Genomic DNA, 14,703 nt, shown 5'->3' on the forward strand with positions numbered 1-14,703 from the left:
CTCTGAATGTAAAAGGCCGCCTGCTAGGCGGCCTTTTCGTTAATGCGCCTGAGGCTCGCCGTTGCGCTGGTGGCGGTAGACGCTGACGGCTTCGTACACCGACTTGCGCAGGCGGTTGATGCCGCCGATGGGGCGATGTTCGGGCAGGGCATGCCAGGGGTTGAATGAGAGGTTGTCACAGAACAGGTTTTGTTCGCGGCTATCGAAGTCCTGGGCCGGCACCTTGATGGTCGCGACCGTCTGGAAGGGTGAAATCTTTTCGCTCCACTCCACGCTTGGGTCTTCGAGGGGCATGTAGTAGTTCGGGTTCTGCAATTGCACCTGCAGGGCGAAGCAGGCTGGGACCCGGTCCAGCGACAATTGCTGGTACAGGGCGTTGCGCAAAAAGTTGGGCAGGTCGCGATTCTGCTCTGGCAGTTCATAGGGCGGGCAACTGGCCGGGTCGGGGATGACCCGGTACTTGATGTTGTGCGGGCCGTACTTGAAGGGCGCAATCGAGTTGTAGGTGGTCGCCACCGGGGTTTCCGGGGCGGGCGCCAGGGTCTTCAGGGCAATGACCAGGTGGCGGATTTCCCAGGTGCGTGGGTCCCAGCTGGGGAAGAACGCCATGGCCTTCTTGCCATCGGCCTGGGCGGCGAAGTTCTGCTTGTACTCGGCGACGTCGCGAATGAAGAACGCCGGGTGGTTGAACATCACGAAGTCCTGGTTGCCGGCGGTGGCTTTGCTGCTGAGCAGTTTGTCGCCCGGTACGTCGAGCAGTTTGATGGCCATGCCACGGGCGTCGCGGGCGCGGTCGAACTGCGGATAGGCATTACCGTTGGACAGGCGCATCCAGGCTTGCCAGGTTTTGCCGGGTTCACTGAAAACACCCTGGCGCAGGGCAGGCTCGAGGTCTGCCAGCACGCTGACCTCGGCCTTCACGCAGCCGTGGGCCTTGGCATGGGCATCGCGCAGCACGCGGGTGTTGTCACGATGCTGTTCGACCACGCGGATGGCATCTTCGATGATGGTCTGGGTCAGGGCGGCTTCTTCCGGCGGGATTTGTTCCTCGGCCGAGACCGGGCCGGAGAACTTCCAGGCGTAATAGGCTTCGCCAGCCCCCCAGCCAAGCAAACCCACTATCACCAGGGTCAACAGCAATTTGCCTAGCAGGCGGCAGAGTCGAAGCCAGACACGCATGAGCATGGCGTTTTTCCTTAATGGTTGTTCTGGCAGCTGGGGCCGGGTGTCCAGGGACGACTTTCGGCGGGCTGCAGTTGGCTTTCCATAGACTCGTTGCCCATGACCTTGAGGTACTCGATCAGCGCATAACGCTCTTCCGGCTCCAGGTAGCGGCCAATAACGCCCTCGTTACGACAGCCGTCGCGGAACTCGTGGCCACGGTTGCCGTTGCCGGTAACGCGGGTATCGAACAGGAAGCCGCCCTGGAATTCAGTGGTGACGTAGCCCGCGCGTTTGGGGTCGTACTCGAAGTTGCCGACCCAGAAACTGCGGTCGCGCTCGACCACTGGCGAGAGCAACTGAAACAGGTTGGGTACCGAACCGTTGTGCAGGAAGGGCGGAGTTGCCCAGATGCCGTCAAGCGGGCGCGCCTTGTAGCCACGCTTTTCCTGTACGCCGATGGCCAGGCCGTAGCCGTCCATGCGCCAGCGCTCGCGTGGCTGGATACCGGCGTCGCGGTAGGCGCGGTCCTCTACATAGGCGGTGACATAGGCCAGGCCCTTGGCGCTGGAGATGCTGGCGAAGTCCACTTCGCTCAGGTCGCTGCCAAACAGCTTGACGTCCAGGTTGGCCAGTTCGCTTTTCTGCCAGCCCAGCTTGCGAATATCGAAACGATGGTCGGCGATGTTGTTGGCAGTGGTCGGGTCGGTGCCGATGATGCGGGTCGGCACGATGCGCATGTGCCATTCCGGGTCGCGGGCAGGGGCCAGGCGCTGGTCACGTGGTACCGGGTCGGGGGCGTGGCAGTAGGCGCAGTTCTCGGCAAACAAGGCCCGCCCCTGGCTGGCCAGTTCAATGTCTACCTTGCCCAGCACCTCCTCGGGCCATGTCGGCGGCTTGAGTTGCTTGAGGGTTTCTTCGAGTGTGAAGAGGTCGCGCAGGCGCACACTGGAGGGGTAGCGCTGCTCGTGCGTCAGCGGCTGCCCGTCTTCGCCGAATAGATGCAGGGTGGCGCCGACACCCAGGGCTTCACCGATATTGCGTGCCATCGGCTGCATGGCCGAGCCGTTCCACTGGACCCAGTCGAATTTCCAGATGTCCCACACCTGTGGATAGCTGACCGGGGCATTGGCGACCCGGTAGTTGCTGGCATCGATGGCATCGCCGAATACGCTGTTGGCGATACGGCCGAAGGCGTCGGTGCGCCCAAAGCCTTCCTCCGTCGGATAGAGCCCGCGATGCCAGTCGTTGTAGGCGGTGCCGAGCAGGCGGTCGAGCACCACCTTGAAGTCTTCGCGCAGCTGATCTTTGTCCTGGTTGTAGTTCTCGCCCAGCACGGTCTTGGCGAAGCGGTGGAATTTGATCGGGTTGTAGTAGGTGAAGGCCATGCTCATGCCGAGCGCCTGGCCGAAGCTGCCGCCTTTGAGCGTGGGCACGGTGGAGGCCAGCGAGTGCAGGGCGGCGCCACCGTCAATGCGCACGGCCTGGCCCTGGTAGCGCAGTTCGCCGCTGTGGCAGGCCGAGCAGGTGATGTCCAGGTAGTACGCGCCGCTCTCATCGTCCTGATGGCGGGCGAAGCCTACAGGCAGGTTACCGGGGTTGAGTGCGCTGGGCTGTTGCCGGGGGTCGGTCAAAAAACCGAATCGGGCGAGGTAGTCGGGGCTGGCGAATTTGTCCTGCGAGAAGGGCAGTTCCAGGGCGGTAAACCAGTCGTAGCGCAGGCCTTTCACCGTGGTGCCCTGAGGGGTGTAGTAGTAGGTCTGGCGTTGCTGCTCATTCCATTGATCGAGGTAGTGCACCTGCTGCGGTTTGTCGAAAAGCGGCAGGTTTGGCCGTGCGATGTAATAAAGCACTACGGCGATCGCAGCGAGGACAAGTAGGAGAATCAGCGCTAGCGCGCGGCGCAGCATTCGCATGACATCAACATCCGTGTGGCAATTTTGTTATGGGGTACGTTTATGCCAATACACCGGGTCGATGGCAAGAAGTCATAACCGGGTGGATTTTTAAGAGTGGTATCGGCTGTTGGACTCATACCTTATAGGTAATCGTTCTTTGGTCGCCGTTTGTCTTTGCTAGGATCTTTCTGCTGCGCCAAATTATTGTTTTTAATAAGTTTTCAAAAAAATGGCGCCAAGGAATGGTTATGTCGCAAGTATTGACTGAGGCGCCACGGCGGTTGCTGGTGGTAGATCCCTGTCAAGAGTGCGAGTTGTTGCTGCCCCATCTTCAGGCAAGCGCCTGGTCGGTGCACAGTTGCGGCTTGGCAGAGGCAGGTAATGCACTTTTCGATGTGGGGCTGATACGTCTGCGCTCCACCCATCTGGCCAGGCCTGAAGCGCTCAAGGAATTGATCAGCCAGAGTGGCACCGAGTGGATCGCCGTTCTCAGTGCCGATGCTCTGCAGGATTCAGAGACCGGCAACTTCATTGGCGAGTGGTTCTTCGACTATCACACCTTGCCGTTTGACTTCGGTCGGCTCGATATCGCTCTAGGGCGCGCCCTGGGTATGGCCAGGTTGCGGGGCAAGGTGGGCTCCGGGAGTCGCGAGCCGGATAATCACGATCTGCTAGGGGCGAGTCGAAAGATCTGCGATCTGCGCCGGCTGCTGGCCAAACTGGCGCCCACGGATGCTCCGGTGTTGATTCGGGGTGAGAGCGGTACCGGCAAGGAATTGGTGGCACATACTCTGCACCGGCTTTCGCGCAGGGCTCATGAGGCCTTTGTCGTGGTCAATTGCGGCGCGATTCCCGAACACCTGATCCAGTCCGAGCTGTTTGGCCATGAAAAGGGCTCCTTTACCGGCGCGCATCAGCGCAAACTGGGCCGCATCGAGTTGGCTGATAGAGGCACCTTGTTCCTCGACGAGATCGGTGACCTGCCGTTGGAGTTGCAGGCCAACCTGTTGCGTTTTCTGCAGGAGATGCAGATAGAGCGGGTCGGCAACCATCGCCCTATTTCGGTCAACGTACGGGTGCTGGCGGCGACCCATGTCGACCTGGAGGAGGCGGTGCACAGGGGCCGTTTTCGCGAGGATCTCTACTACCGGCTCAATGTGCTGCAGGTGCAGACCACTCCATTGCGCGAGCGGCTCGAGGATATTCCTTGCCTGGCTGACTTTTTTGCTCAGCGCTATGCGCTGGAGATTGGCCGCCGCCCGCGTAACTTCAGCCGCCAGGCGCGCAGTGCCATGCTCGAACATACCTGGCCTGGCAATGTGCGGGAGTTGGCCAACCGTGTGCGCCGAGGCATGGTGCTGGCAGAGGGCAAGCAGATTGAGGCGGTTGATCTGGGGCTCACCGATGGGTTCTCGCGACATCCTGCGCTCAATACCCTTGAGGACTATATCAATCGTGCTGAGCAGCAAGCGCTCAGTGATGCACTGCTTCGCCATGCCGACAACATGAGCCGTGCCGCTCTGGCATTGGGGGTTTCTCGGCCGACCCTCTATCGCCTTCTGCACAAGCACCAGATGCGTTAGTGCTTCAGAAGTAGTAGGGAAATTTCACGCTGAAGCTGAAGTCCGGTGCATCTGGGGTCAAGCCGATCGCCAGGTTGGGCACGATGCTGAGGCCATCTTCGCCGGCCAGCGTCATACCGATGTTGAAATAAGCCGCGTTGGCATCGCTGCTGCTGATGCTCTGCCAGGTACCGCCGTCCTGCTTGATACGGCTTTTTTGGGCAATCAACTCGGAGAAGGACATGGACAGGCTCATGCGTTCGTTGAGAGCGAATGCCGTGCCTACGCCCAGCTGTATCCAATTACCCAGATCGACCTTGCCGGGTACTTTCACGCCTTGCTGCGCACTGATGTCGTCGAAGCTCTCTTCAAAGTTGAAGGTGTAAGACAGGCTGCCGAACAGCACGGCGGGGTCGATCGTCTTGACCAGGCTGATGCCGGGCGTCAGCGACCAGACGCCATTACCGGTTGGCAAGTCCTCCGGCACATTCAGGTTGTTGTTGCCTGGCACCTCGCGCAGCTTGATGCCGTAGGGTTCGTCGCCAGTGGGGGCTTTGAGGCGCAGGCTGAACACGGCATCTGGCAGGTCGGCGGTTTCGTCCATGAATTTATAGGAGACACCGAAGCTGACATCACCCAGACGAGGGTCACCGGTAACGGTCTCATCGCTGACCTGGGTGCTGGCGCCACCGGCCCCGGCAGACTCATAGGTCGCTTCGCGATAGACGACAGGCACGTTGAGGTCGAACTGCCAGCGCTGTTGCCAGTTGTAACGGGTGGTCAGATCGACTGTCAGGCTGTCGGAATTGATCTGATCGATGCCGAGGTTGCCCAGGAAGATCGCGTCCAGGGCGAGGAAGCCGTTGAGAAACAGCTGGCGGGCATCGTAGTGGGTATAGGTGAAGCCTGGTTCGAAGCTCCAGCTGCCACCGCCGAAGAAGCCGCTGGCTTCCTGGTAGATGTTTTCCACGCTTGGCGCTGGCTCACTGTCTTCCTGCAGGCGAGAGCCATAGGACGAGCCGCTGTTGCTGGCGACGTTCTGTGCTGCCGACTGAGTGGCTGGAGGTGGCGAGGCGTGTGCGGTTTGAGCGGGGGCTGGTTGCCGTTGTCCTTCGACATCACGCAGGCGCTGTTCGAGCACCATCAGTGCATTCTGCTGTGCCTGGTAGCGCTGCTGCAGGGCCTGCAACTCGGCGCGTAGCGCGGCCACATCGGCATCGCTGGCGGCCTGGGCCGAGCAGGCGATGGCCAGCGTCAATAGGGCGGGCGCGGGATTGGGCCGTTTCATCAAAACTCCTTGGCAGTCAGTATCCGATCGGGCGGCTTAACGAGTGAGGCGTGAAGCAGTCTGGCGAGGCGAGTCCAGCCCCCTCCAGCCGCTCGCGCAGCCCAACACTTAAAGTCGTCAGGTTTTGCACGCTGTTCAGGCTGCCGAGTATTTCGGTCTGCTGACGAATGCCGCCTTGCCCGAGTTGCTGGCTGGCGGTGCCTTGCCCTGCTGCACTGAGCTGTACCTGCAGGCCCTGGACGTTGGTCAGCACATTGACCTGGCCAGCGGCGTTGCTGAAGCTTTGCGCGCCATTGGCAATGACGATTGCGCCGGAACTGACGGGGGCGGCCTGGTTCTTGTGAATCTCCAGCTCTATCTGGTTATTGCCGCGATTGAAGTTGCCGGCGCTGCGCACGCTCTGTACTACACCATCGACTTGGGACAGGCCCGCGCCACCGATAATCTGTCCGCTAGCTGTCGGCAGGGCTGCAGCATTGCCGGTCTTGTCAGTGAAGGAAACGCTCAGCTGTGGTTGCAGGTTGGCTTGCACCTGCAGGCTGACCTGGGCGCCAATGGCCTGGCCGGCAGCGTTCTGCCAGAGGGTATTCATGGTCACGCCGAAGTTGATGATGCGGTCGGGTAGCACATAACGCCCACGTAGCTGCGCCAGTTCCTTGTCACTCAGTTCTACGGGCTGCAACACGGGAGTGGCATGTACCTGCAAGCTGAGGGCCAGCAGGGGAGTAACAAGCCAGTGAATAGCTTTCATGGTGACGTCCTCGATGTGGGTGGGGCCCGCATCAGAAAAAGTCGCTCTGGATAAAGCCGAATTCCATGAGCTCGGCATCCTGCACCGGCTTGAAGCGATCCAGGCGCTGCCTGGCGGTCAAGGGCTCAGGTGGGGATAGCAATGCGTTGTTGCGGTTGTAACCGGGGCCGATAAGCGCAAATACGATGCCGTTCCAGCCCTTGGCGAACTCGTCCAGGCTCATGCGCTTGTGCCCCAGTACCGGATCGCCGATGTATACCCAGCCACTGTGGCTGCGCTGCATCACGACGAAGTGTTTGTAGCCGCGAATATCGAGCAGCACGATGGCCGGCACCTTGATCTGTTCCAACGCCTGGGCATCGATACGATAACCGCGAGCACGCAGTCCCAGGCCCTGGGCGTAGCGCTTCATGTCCAGCATGGAAAATCCCTGGGTGCGCACTTGCTCGATATCGGCGCTGTCCAGCATGCCGACTATCACATCGGCCTCGCTGAGGTTCATGCCGTAGGCCTGGTTGAGCAGGGTGGCGATGGCAGCCGCGCCGCAACTGAAGTCGGTCTTTTGCTCGACCAGTCCGGCAAAGCGCCGCTCGCGCAGGCTTTCGACCTGCTTAAACACCAACCCACCACCAGGCAGGGCTGGAATCCCCTGTTGTCCGGCCATGAGTTGAGTGCTGCACAGCAAGCAGCCAGCGATGGCAAATATTCTGCGCATGGGTCCTTCCTGCTGCAGGGAGGCGCCTCCTGACGAGGCGCCTCTGCACTGCTCAGGTCTTATTCCAAGCCTGGAGTCGTACTGCCGCAGACATTGCATGCTGCCGCGATGGACAGCGCATTGGCCTGCTGGTTGCCGCCACCGGCGGCGATGTTGACGCCGACATTGCCGGACACCGAGTACAGCGCATTGGACAAGGTGGCGTTGTTGGTGACCGGGACGATCTCCGTAATCACGGTGTTGATCGAGGTCACGCTGCCGGACAGGGTGAGGTCGCCTTGTTCAGCGAACTCAAAGCGACCGGGCTGAGAGCCTTCGTTATCGAAGTCGATGTGTCCGATTTGTTGGTCGCCGCCAGGATGATCACCACCGCTCCAGACTTCTGGATAAACATCATTGCTCTGAGCCGAGTTGCCCTCATAGGTCCCGCTCAGTTCGACATTGACCTTCTTCGCGACCTCACCCAGCGCAATCTGCGCTGCGTTGTTGGTGGTATTACCGCTCAGGGTCTGGCTGACGCCGGCGCTGGCGCTGGCGCTACCACCGGCCACGGCTGCTGCCATGTCGTTTTTCTGCTGGTTGTAATTGCCCGCCGCGATGTTGACCCCGATATTGCCTGAGGTGTTGTAGAGCGAGCCGTTCAGACTGGCGGTGTTCGGCACGCTGACATTGTTGAGAAGGTTGTTGTTACCGTTCTGGTTGACATCGATGGTCGCATTGGCATTCGAGCCGAATACGAACGAGGCGTCGGCGCTGGCCAGTGCTGCTGCGTTGGCCTGCTGGTTGTTGTCGCCGGCCACCACGTTGACACCGGCATTACCACTAACGTCGGTGATCGAGCCGTCCTTCACCTTGGCATTGTTGACCGTCATCTGGTTGTTGACGGTGTTGTAGTTGACGTCTTGGCTGTCGGTGATCGAAGCGTCGGCGTCAGAACCGAAGTTGAAGGCATAGGCGCCACTGCTGGCCAGCGCTGCTGCAATCACCACTGCGAGTGGGCTGAGAATCTTGGGCGTTTTCATGATGTCTCCTGCTGTACATGGTCAGTTGATTCAGGGTGCTTCCACTACCCTGATGCCGAAGCTGTTGGCCGATTGATTGCCAACGCCGGCGCTCTGGTTCAGCTGGACCACACCACGACTACCGGAGAACGCCTGGTCGTCAGTAACGACCAGGCGTGACCCTGCCAGTGATTCGGCTGCGCCGGAGAGGGGGGACAAGGACGCGCTTTGAGCCAGCTCGTCATCGTCGAGGCTGTGTGCTGCTACGCCCTGCTGCAGGCGCAACGCATTGATTTGCTGGTTGCCGATACCGGCACCCTGGTTGATGCCAAGGATGCCGCTGCCCCTGCTGAAGGCGGCACCTTTTATCTCGGCTTTGACATTGCCAGCGGCGCTGGCCGGAAGGGCTTCGATATCCTGCTGGATGGCGAGGCTGGTCTGGCTGCCATGACCTATGGCGATTGCCCGGCTATTGGCCTGCTGCTGCCAGTTTCCCGCGGCCTGATTGACCATCAGGTTGCCCCGATAATCCTGCCCGCTGCTGCCGATATGCGCAGTGTTTTCCGCAAGGCTGGTAGAAGTGCCTATGACCCCGCTCAGGCCTAGCACGAGCGCGATGAAAGGGCGCATTTCAGCGGCCTCCCAGGTTCTGCAGTGGGCTTAGCCCTTGTTGTACGGTGCGGTTGATTTGTCCGCCCAGACCGCTGCTGGAGGTGCCGGAGCCATGCCCGGCCGATGTGCCGGAATGCCGCAGTTGGCTGTTGCTCAGGACCCCGGAGTTGTCGAGGTTGAGCATGCGATTCTGAGCGCCGAGACTACCGCTGACGTTGGCGAAATCGGCATCGCTGAGCTCACCCGTCTGCCGTTCTATCTGACGGGCAGGAGAGACATTGACCTTGACCGGGTTCGGGTCTGGGACGAGGGGTGCCCTGGTTGCCACGCGGGGCTGCACGGTGCGGGTGAGGATCACGTCGCCGTCACCGGCGAAGGACGGAATAGCCTGGAAAATCAGTGAGAAGACCAAGCCCTGGCAGACAAAGAACAGGGGTTTCATCGCCGTATCCTTGAACGAGTTTCTGGCCAATCGATCAAGGCAGTCTTTGTGCCATTTAAGGTATTGTCTTATAGATCAATGCCTTACGTGATTTTTCTGGCGGCTGGGCAGAGGCTTTGTGTTTCATCGACGAAACATTTTTGCGGCCCCCGTTGTGGCGCAAGCCTCTAGGGCAAAGGTTTGCCAGGCGCAGCCCAGTGTAAAGACGATGAAACACTACACACCCACTCAGCCTGATGGCGCGGGAGCTGTAAAGCCAGGGTTACACACTCGATCAGGACGGGGCTGAACAGCCCTAACAGTCCAGGCTGTCCGCCTGGCGGTAGAGCATCAACAGCTTGCGGGTGATGGTCTGCTGTATGTCGTCGCGCTCGAAGGACGACAGGCGCGTGAGCTTTTGCACTTGCAGGCGATGCAGGTGGATATAGGGCATTTTCTGGTCGAACTCGCGCAGATCGCCTTTCATCAGGATCGGCAGAAATACATCGCCGATCTTTTTCTGGTTGCTGATGATCTGCGCCAGGGCCTGCTTGAACGGCATGGTCTTGGGCGCGGGGCCGCCTTCCTTCATTTGAGTGGTCAGCAGCAGGCCTGGCTTGCCCAGCACGACACCGGGCAGTACACAGAGGCCGGTCTTGCGCACGGCCAGGCTTTCAATGCCGTGCAGGGTGTCGTGGAAGGCATAGGGGTTGGGCAGCACCACCATCTTGCGTCCGTAGTCACTGGGAAAGTGCAGGTCGTAGTTGGTGTAGAGCTGGCGGGTGGATTCGGAATACACGCACAGGCGGTTTTCGAACAGCTTGATGAAGCGCTCGGCCAGTTCGCGGCGGGCAATACTGTCCAGATCCCAGATCAGGTCCTGGTTCTGCTGCTGGCCGAGGTTGACCTCCTGGTGCTGCATGTCGTTCATCCACACCTCACACGCGGAACTGGTTCAACAGTCCGCTCAGTCGGCTGGCCAGTTGGCCCAGGTTGTGGCTGGCCTCGCTGGATTGATCCGCTGCCAGGGCATTTTCATGGGCCAGCGAGGCGGCCTGAGTCACGTTGTGGTTGATGTCCTCAACGACGTGCGATTGTTGCAGTGTGGCACTGGCGATGGAAGCATTGAGCCCGGTGATATTGCGCAGGGCGGCGGCAATCTGGCTGAGGTTCTCGCCGGCCTGGCGTGCCTGTTCGACGGTCTGCTGGGTAGCATGGCTGCTGGCGTTGATCACCTTGACCGCGGCCTCCGAGTTGCCTTGCAGGCGCTCGATCATGGTCTGGATTTCGGCAGTCGATTGCTGTGTGCGCTGAGCCAGCAGGCGTACTTCGTCGGCCACCACGGCAAAGCCGCGGCCCTGTTCGCCGGCGCGAGCCGCCTCGATAGCTGCGTTGAGGGCAAGAAGGTTGGTTTGCTCGGCAATCGAGCGGATAACCTCCAGCACACTGCCGATCTGGGTGCTTTCCTGAGCCAGGCTCTGGATGACCTCGACGGCCTGGCCGATGGTGTCGGAAAGCTGGTCGATCTGGCGCAGGCTGCTGTCGATGCTTTCCTGGCCTTGCAGCGCGCGTTGCTCGGCCTCGCGCACCTCGCTGGCGGCGTGCTCGGCATTCTTCGCCACATCCTGCACGGCGTAGGAGACTTCGTTGATGGCGGTGGCTACCAGTTCCATTTGTTGGGATTGCTGCTGGCTGTGCTGTTGCGCATTGCTGGCGATTACGCCCAGCGATTGCGAGGCCTGGTCGAGCGAGCCGGCGGCCTCCAGCGACTGGCCGATCACGCCGCGCAGCTTGTTGGTAAAGGCGTTGAAGTGGCCGCCCAGGGCGGTGAGTTCGTCGCGGCCACTGTGATCCAGACTGCGGGTCAGATCGGCTTCGCCGCTGGCGATATTGGCCATGGCGCTGACGGCTTCATCGAGTGGGCGGGAAATGCTGCGAGTGATCAGGATAACCAGCGCAGCCAGTAGACCGATCACGATGACGACGATGCCAAGGGTGCGCAGTACCTGTTCACGGAACTCGGCCTGTACGTCATCGACATAGATGCCTGATCCGAGAATCCAGCCCCAGGGTTGGAACAGCTCGACGTAGGAGATTTTCGGCACAGGCTCCTCGGAGCCTGGCTTGGGCCAGCGGTAGTCGACCTGCCCGGAGCCCTGTTTCTTGGCGACTTCCACCATCTCGTTGAACAGAAACTTGCCATCCGGATCCTTTAGGCTGGAGAGGTTCTGGCCTTCCAGTTTGGGGTTGGTCGGGTGCATGACCATGGCCGGGGTCATGTCGTTGATCCAGTAGTAGTCGTTTTGCTCATAGCGCAGGCCGCGGATGACTTCCATGGCCTGTTTTTGTGCATCTTCACGACTCAGGCCGGAACTTTCCTGGGCATGGAAGTACCTCAGTACGCCCATGGCACTCTCCACCACATGGCGGGTTTTGAGCGCTTTGGCTTGGTATAGCTCGTCGAGGCTCTGCTTCAGCATCAACCCGGTCAACGCCAATAGCATGACAATTGCAGAGAGCAGGATGATCCAGAGCCGACGGCTGATCGGCAGGTTGCGCAGGCTGTTCATGGCGACTCCAACTTCTTGTTATCTGAGAGCGGTCGGTACAGTTAAGTGGCAGTTTAGTATCAGTTCAATCAAGCTTTGGGCGCAGAGCGCCTAGGCCGGGCTTTCTGGTAGCATTTCGAGTATTTGTTGCCTGCTGCTGCAGGCCTTAAGAATCCTTATCGGCAGTTCTCACGAAAAGCTCAGTCCGAGGTAGCGCATGGATGTAATGATTGCTTTGAAGGCCATAATCCTCGGCATTGTTGAAGGGTTGACGGAGTTTCTTCCCATTTCCAGTACCGGCCACCAGATTGTGGTAGCCGACCTGATCTATTTTGGCGGCGAACGGGCCATGGCCTTCAACATCATCATCCAGCTGGGGGCCATCCTGGCGGTGATGTGGGAGTATCGGCGCAAAATTCTCGAAACGGTCTTCAACGTGCCGCATCAGCCCCAGGCACAGCGCTTTACCGTCAACCTGCTGATTGCCTTCCTGCCGGCCGTGGTGATCGGGGTCGCTTTTGCCGACCTGATCCATGAGTACCTGTTCAACCCCATTACCGTGGCTGCAGCTCTGGTCATCGGCGGAGTGGTAATGCTCTGGGCCGAGCGGCGCCAGCACGAAATTCATGTCGAGGAAGTGGACGACATGAGCTGGAAGGAGGCGCTGAAGATTGGCTTCGCCCAGTGCCTGGCGATGATTCCCGGCACCTCGCGCTCGGCCTCGACCATCATCGGCGGCCTGTTGTTCGGCCTCTCGCGCCGCGCCGCCACCGAGTTTTCCTTCTTCCTGGCCATGCCGACCATGGTCGGCGCGGCGGTGTACTCCGGCTACAAGTACCGTGAGCTGTTCCAGCCCGGCGACCTGCCGATCTTCGCTCTGGGCTTCGTGGTCTCCTTCATCTTCGCCATGATTGCCGTGCGCGGCCTGCTCAAGTTCATCGCCAACCACAGCTACGCGGTATTCGCCTGGTACCGCATCGTATTCGGCCTGCTGATTCTGGCCACCTGGCAGTTCCACTGGATCGACTGGAGCAGCGCCCAGGGCTGATATGGAAAAGCGTGGCATTCTCAAGAGCTGGAACGACGACAAGGGTTTCGGCTTCATCCAACCCGAGGGTGGTGGTGAGCAGCTGTTCGTGCATATTTCCGCGGTACGTGGCGACAAGCGTCCGCAGGCCGGCGAAGAAGTGCTCTACATTGCCGGCAGTGATGCTCAGGGCCGGCCGCGCGCGCAGCATATGCGTCATGCCGGACTCAGCCTGGATCGACCGGCAATCCGGCGTAAACCGCGTCCCGCGGCTAAAGCGTCCAAAACTGACCAGCCGAAAGTAGCGCAGCCGACGCGCCAGCCCAGGCGCGCCGATACGCCGGGTATTCGCGATCTGCCATTGAAGCTGTTGATCCTGGCTGGGTTGTGCGTGCTGCCGCTATGGGGCAGCCTGAGTCTGTTCAGCCAGGGCGTGCTCTGGATGGTGCTGGTCTATCCGCTGGTCAGTCTGTTCAGTTTCTGCCAGTACTGGCTGGACAAGCAGTCCGCGCAGAAGGGGCGCTGGCGTACGCCGGAGAACAGTCTGCATGTCGCCGAGCTGATTGGCGGCTGGCCCGGTGCGCTGATTGCGCAGCAGGTGTTTCGCCACAAGACGCGCAAGGTTTCCTTTCAGCTGGTGTTCTGGGCCATCGTGGCGTTGCACCAGGCCTTCTGGATTGACCATCTGTTGCTCGGTGGGCGCTATCTCGGGCAGTGGCTACCGCTGTAAGGGGCCTGCTTCTAGATTTCACTGTCCAGGCGTAGGCCGACCTGGCGAATTTTCGGCAGCTTGCCGACCACCAGTTGGTGAGCCTGGCGTAGCAGCGTGCGCAGTTCATCGTCGCCCATGGGGCAGGGCACGGCCATGCTGACCCAGTAGGCACGTGCCAGGTAAGGGGCAGGGCGAATGCCGGGGCGGTCGACCATGCCGAGAAATAGCTCCGGTCCGACTTTGAACGACACGCCCGCGTTGAGCAGGGCGAACATCTTGTTGCCGGCGACCGAGAACACCCGGACTCCGCCCCATTTGTAGTCTTCGCGTGCGCCTGGCAGTTGCAGGCAGAAGGCGGCGATCTGCTCTTCGGTCATCTGGTCTCCCTTCCTTTGTCGGTAATGCGGCTAACCTAGCAGAGTCCCGTCACCTCCCTGCAAGGAGCTTTTGCCATGTCGCTTTCCCTGTATCAGGCCTGTGTGCCGTCATTCGTGCGCATGTTCGGCAACCTCTCGGCCATCCTTGCCAAGGCCGAGGCCTACTGCGTGGAGCGCAAGATTGATCCCAGTGTGCTGCTCAATGCGCGGCTGGCGCCGGACATGCATCCGCTGACCCGCCAGGTGCAGATTGCCAGTGACCTGGCCAAGGGGTGTGTCGCCCGCCTTGCGGGTATTGAGCCCCCCAGCTTCGCTGATAGCGAGAGCAGCTTCGCCGAGCTTCAGGCCCGTATCGGCAAAACCCTGGACTTCGTCAGGAGCGTGACCGCGGAGCAGATTGAGGGGGGTGAGGGGCGCGAGATCTCGCTGAAATTTCCCAATGCCGAATTCAACTTCACGGCGCCGGACTATGTCGTGCATTTCGTGCTGCCCAACTTCTATTTCCATGTCACCACCGCCTACGCCATTCTGCGTCACAACGGCTTGGCCATCGGCAAGATGGACTACATGGGCGGCAAGTAACCAAAACTGCACGAATGCTGTGGCTCTACGACAGAGCTAACCTGTAC

The 14,703-nt window shown here is 60.3% G+C and carries 15 protein-coding genes; 4 read left to right on the forward strand and 11 right to left on the reverse strand.

Going from position 1 to position 14,703, the window contains the following annotated elements; genetic code table 11:
* Positions 1-39 precede the first annotated feature (39 nt).
* Together ACF8C6_RS06955 and ACF8C6_RS06960 are read right to left on the reverse strand one after the other, a co-directional pair.
* Entirely contained in the window at positions 40-1,185 is a 1,146-nt protein-coding gene (locus ACF8C6_RS06955) for a catalase family protein (protein WP_392498598.1), read from the reverse strand.
* 11 nt (positions 1,186-1,196) lie between these two features.
* A complete protein-coding gene (locus tag ACF8C6_RS06960) occupies positions 1,197-3,077 on the reverse strand; it encodes a di-heme-cytochrome C peroxidase (protein ID WP_392498599.1) in 1,881 nt (626 codons plus the stop codon).
* A gap of 230 nt (positions 3,078-3,307) precedes the next feature.
* Between ACF8C6_RS06960 and ACF8C6_RS06965 the strand changes: the two genes are divergently transcribed.
* Positions 3,308-4,642 (forward strand): sigma 54-interacting transcriptional regulator, encoded by a 1,335-nt coding sequence (locus tag ACF8C6_RS06965; RefSeq protein WP_392498600.1) that lies wholly within the window; start codon positions 3,308-3,310, stop codon positions 4,640-4,642.
* Between the two features lie 4 nt (positions 4,643-4,646).
* Here the strand turns inward: ACF8C6_RS06965 and ACF8C6_RS06970 are convergent, their stop codons facing one another.
* From ACF8C6_RS06970 to ACF8C6_RS07005, 8 genes are all read right to left on the reverse strand, one after another.
* Positions 4,647-5,909 carry a hypothetical protein gene (locus tag ACF8C6_RS06970; protein WP_392498601.1) on the reverse strand — a complete coding sequence of 421 codons (1,263 nt, stop codon included), beginning with the start codon at positions 5,907-5,909 and terminating at the stop codon, positions 4,647-4,649.
* Positions 5,910-5,925: 16 nt separating this feature from the next.
* Entirely contained in the window at positions 5,926-6,660 is a 735-nt protein-coding gene (locus ACF8C6_RS06975) for a hypothetical protein (RefSeq protein WP_392498602.1), read from the reverse strand.
* A gap of 31 nt (positions 6,661-6,691) precedes the next feature.
* Positions 6,692-7,324 carry a C39 family peptidase gene (locus ACF8C6_RS06980; protein ID WP_277690981.1) on the reverse strand — a complete coding sequence of 211 codons (633 nt, stop codon included), beginning with the start codon at positions 7,322-7,324 and terminating at the stop codon, positions 6,692-6,694.
* 110 nt (positions 7,325-7,434) lie between these two features.
* Positions 7,435-8,397 carry a hypothetical protein gene (locus tag ACF8C6_RS06985; protein ID WP_392498603.1) on the reverse strand — a complete coding sequence of 321 codons (963 nt, stop codon included), beginning with the start codon at positions 8,395-8,397 and terminating at the stop codon, positions 7,435-7,437.
* Between the two features lie 30 nt (positions 8,398-8,427).
* Entirely contained in the window at positions 8,428-9,006 is a 579-nt protein-coding gene (locus tag ACF8C6_RS06990; protein WP_392498604.1) for an adhesin, read from the reverse strand.
* Between the two features lies 1 nt (position 9,007).
* Positions 9,008-9,430 carry a hypothetical protein gene (locus ACF8C6_RS06995; RefSeq protein ID WP_392498605.1) on the reverse strand — a complete coding sequence of 141 codons (423 nt, stop codon included), beginning with the start codon at positions 9,428-9,430 and terminating at the stop codon, positions 9,008-9,010.
* Positions 9,431-9,725: 295 nt separating this feature from the next.
* The gene (locus tag ACF8C6_RS07000; protein WP_392498606.1) at positions 9,726-10,340 is read right to left on the reverse strand and encodes a hypothetical protein; all 615 of its coding nucleotides are present in this window, start codon (positions 10,338-10,340) and stop codon (positions 9,726-9,728) included.
* Positions 10,341-10,347: 7 nt separating this feature from the next.
* A complete protein-coding gene (locus ACF8C6_RS07005; RefSeq protein WP_392498607.1) occupies positions 10,348-11,979 on the reverse strand; it encodes a methyl-accepting chemotaxis protein in 1,632 nt (543 codons plus the stop codon).
* Positions 11,980-12,175: 196 nt separating this feature from the next.
* On the opposite strand from ACF8C6_RS07005, the gene ACF8C6_RS07010 reads away from it, so the two are divergent.
* Entirely contained in the window at positions 12,176-13,006 is an 831-nt protein-coding gene (locus ACF8C6_RS07010; RefSeq protein WP_392498608.1) for an undecaprenyl-diphosphate phosphatase, read from the forward strand.
* Position 13,007: 1 nt separating this feature from the next.
* On the forward strand, positions 13,008-13,715 hold the full coding sequence (locus ACF8C6_RS07015; protein WP_392498609.1) for a DUF1294 domain-containing protein: 708 nt from the start codon (positions 13,008-13,010) through the stop codon (positions 13,713-13,715).
* Between the two features lie 11 nt (positions 13,716-13,726).
* Here ACF8C6_RS07015 and ACF8C6_RS07020 read toward each other — a convergent pair whose 3' ends face one another.
* The gene (locus ACF8C6_RS07020) at positions 13,727-14,074 is read right to left on the reverse strand and encodes an MmcQ/YjbR family DNA-binding protein (protein WP_392498610.1); all 348 of its coding nucleotides are present in this window, start codon (positions 14,072-14,074) and stop codon (positions 13,727-13,729) included.
* A gap of 75 nt (positions 14,075-14,149) precedes the next feature.
* Here ACF8C6_RS07020 and ACF8C6_RS07025 point away from each other — a divergent pair, with 75 nt between their 5' ends.
* A complete protein-coding gene (locus ACF8C6_RS07025) occupies positions 14,150-14,656 on the forward strand; it encodes a DUF1993 family protein (RefSeq protein WP_392498611.1) in 507 nt (168 codons plus the stop codon).
* Positions 14,657-14,703 lie beyond the last annotated feature (47 nt).

It is taken from the genome of Pseudomonas sp. zbq_18, from assembly GCF_043102245.1.
GTDB lineage: Bacteria > Pseudomonadota > Gammaproteobacteria > Pseudomonadales > Pseudomonadaceae > Aquipseudomonas.

Excerpts from the sequence above, each read along its gene's own strand:
- ACF8C6_RS06960 (WP_392498599.1), bottom strand. The coding sequence starts at position 3,077 with ATGCGAATGCTGCGCCGCGCGCTAGCGCTGATTCTCCTACTTGTCCTC.
- ACF8C6_RS06980 (WP_277690981.1), bottom strand. The coding sequence starts at position 7,324 with ATGGCCGGACAACAGGGGATTCCAGCCCTGCCTGGTGGTGGGTTGGTG.
- ACF8C6_RS07000 (WP_392498606.1), bottom strand. The coding sequence starts at position 10,340 with ATGAACGACATGCAGCACCAGGAGGTCAACCTCGGCCAGCAGCAGAAC.
- ACF8C6_RS07010 (WP_392498608.1), top strand. The coding sequence starts at position 12,176 with ATGGATGTAATGATTGCTTTGAAGGCCATAATCCTCGGCATTGTTGAA.
- ACF8C6_RS06965 (WP_392498600.1), top strand. The coding sequence starts at position 3,308 with ATGTCGCAAGTATTGACTGAGGCGCCACGGCGGTTGCTGGTGGTAGAT.
- ACF8C6_RS07015 (WP_392498609.1), top strand. The coding sequence starts at position 13,008 with ATGGAAAAGCGTGGCATTCTCAAGAGCTGGAACGACGACAAGGGTTTC.
- ACF8C6_RS06955 (WP_392498598.1), bottom strand. The coding sequence starts at position 1,185 with ATGCTCATGCGTGTCTGGCTTCGACTCTGCCGCCTGCTAGGCAAATTG.
- ACF8C6_RS07005 (WP_392498607.1), bottom strand. The coding sequence starts at position 11,979 with ATGAACAGCCTGCGCAACCTGCCGATCAGCCGTCGGCTCTGGATCATC.
- ACF8C6_RS06985 (WP_392498603.1), bottom strand. The coding sequence starts at position 8,397 with ATGAAAACGCCCAAGATTCTCAGCCCACTCGCAGTGGTGATTGCAGCA.
- ACF8C6_RS06975 (WP_392498602.1), bottom strand. The coding sequence starts at position 6,660 with ATGAAAGCTATTCACTGGCTTGTTACTCCCCTGCTGGCCCTCAGCTTG.
- ACF8C6_RS06995 (WP_392498605.1), bottom strand. The coding sequence starts at position 9,430 with ATGAAACCCCTGTTCTTTGTCTGCCAGGGCTTGGTCTTCTCACTGATT.
- ACF8C6_RS07020 (WP_392498610.1), bottom strand. The coding sequence starts at position 14,074 with ATGACCGAAGAGCAGATCGCCGCCTTCTGCCTGCAACTGCCAGGCGCA.
- ACF8C6_RS06970 (WP_392498601.1), bottom strand. The coding sequence starts at position 5,909 with ATGAAACGGCCCAATCCCGCGCCCGCCCTATTGACGCTGGCCATCGCC.
- ACF8C6_RS07025 (WP_392498611.1), top strand. The coding sequence starts at position 14,150 with ATGTCGCTTTCCCTGTATCAGGCCTGTGTGCCGTCATTCGTGCGCATG.
- ACF8C6_RS06990 (WP_392498604.1), bottom strand. The coding sequence starts at position 9,006 with ATGCGCCCTTTCATCGCGCTCGTGCTAGGCCTGAGCGGGGTCATAGGC.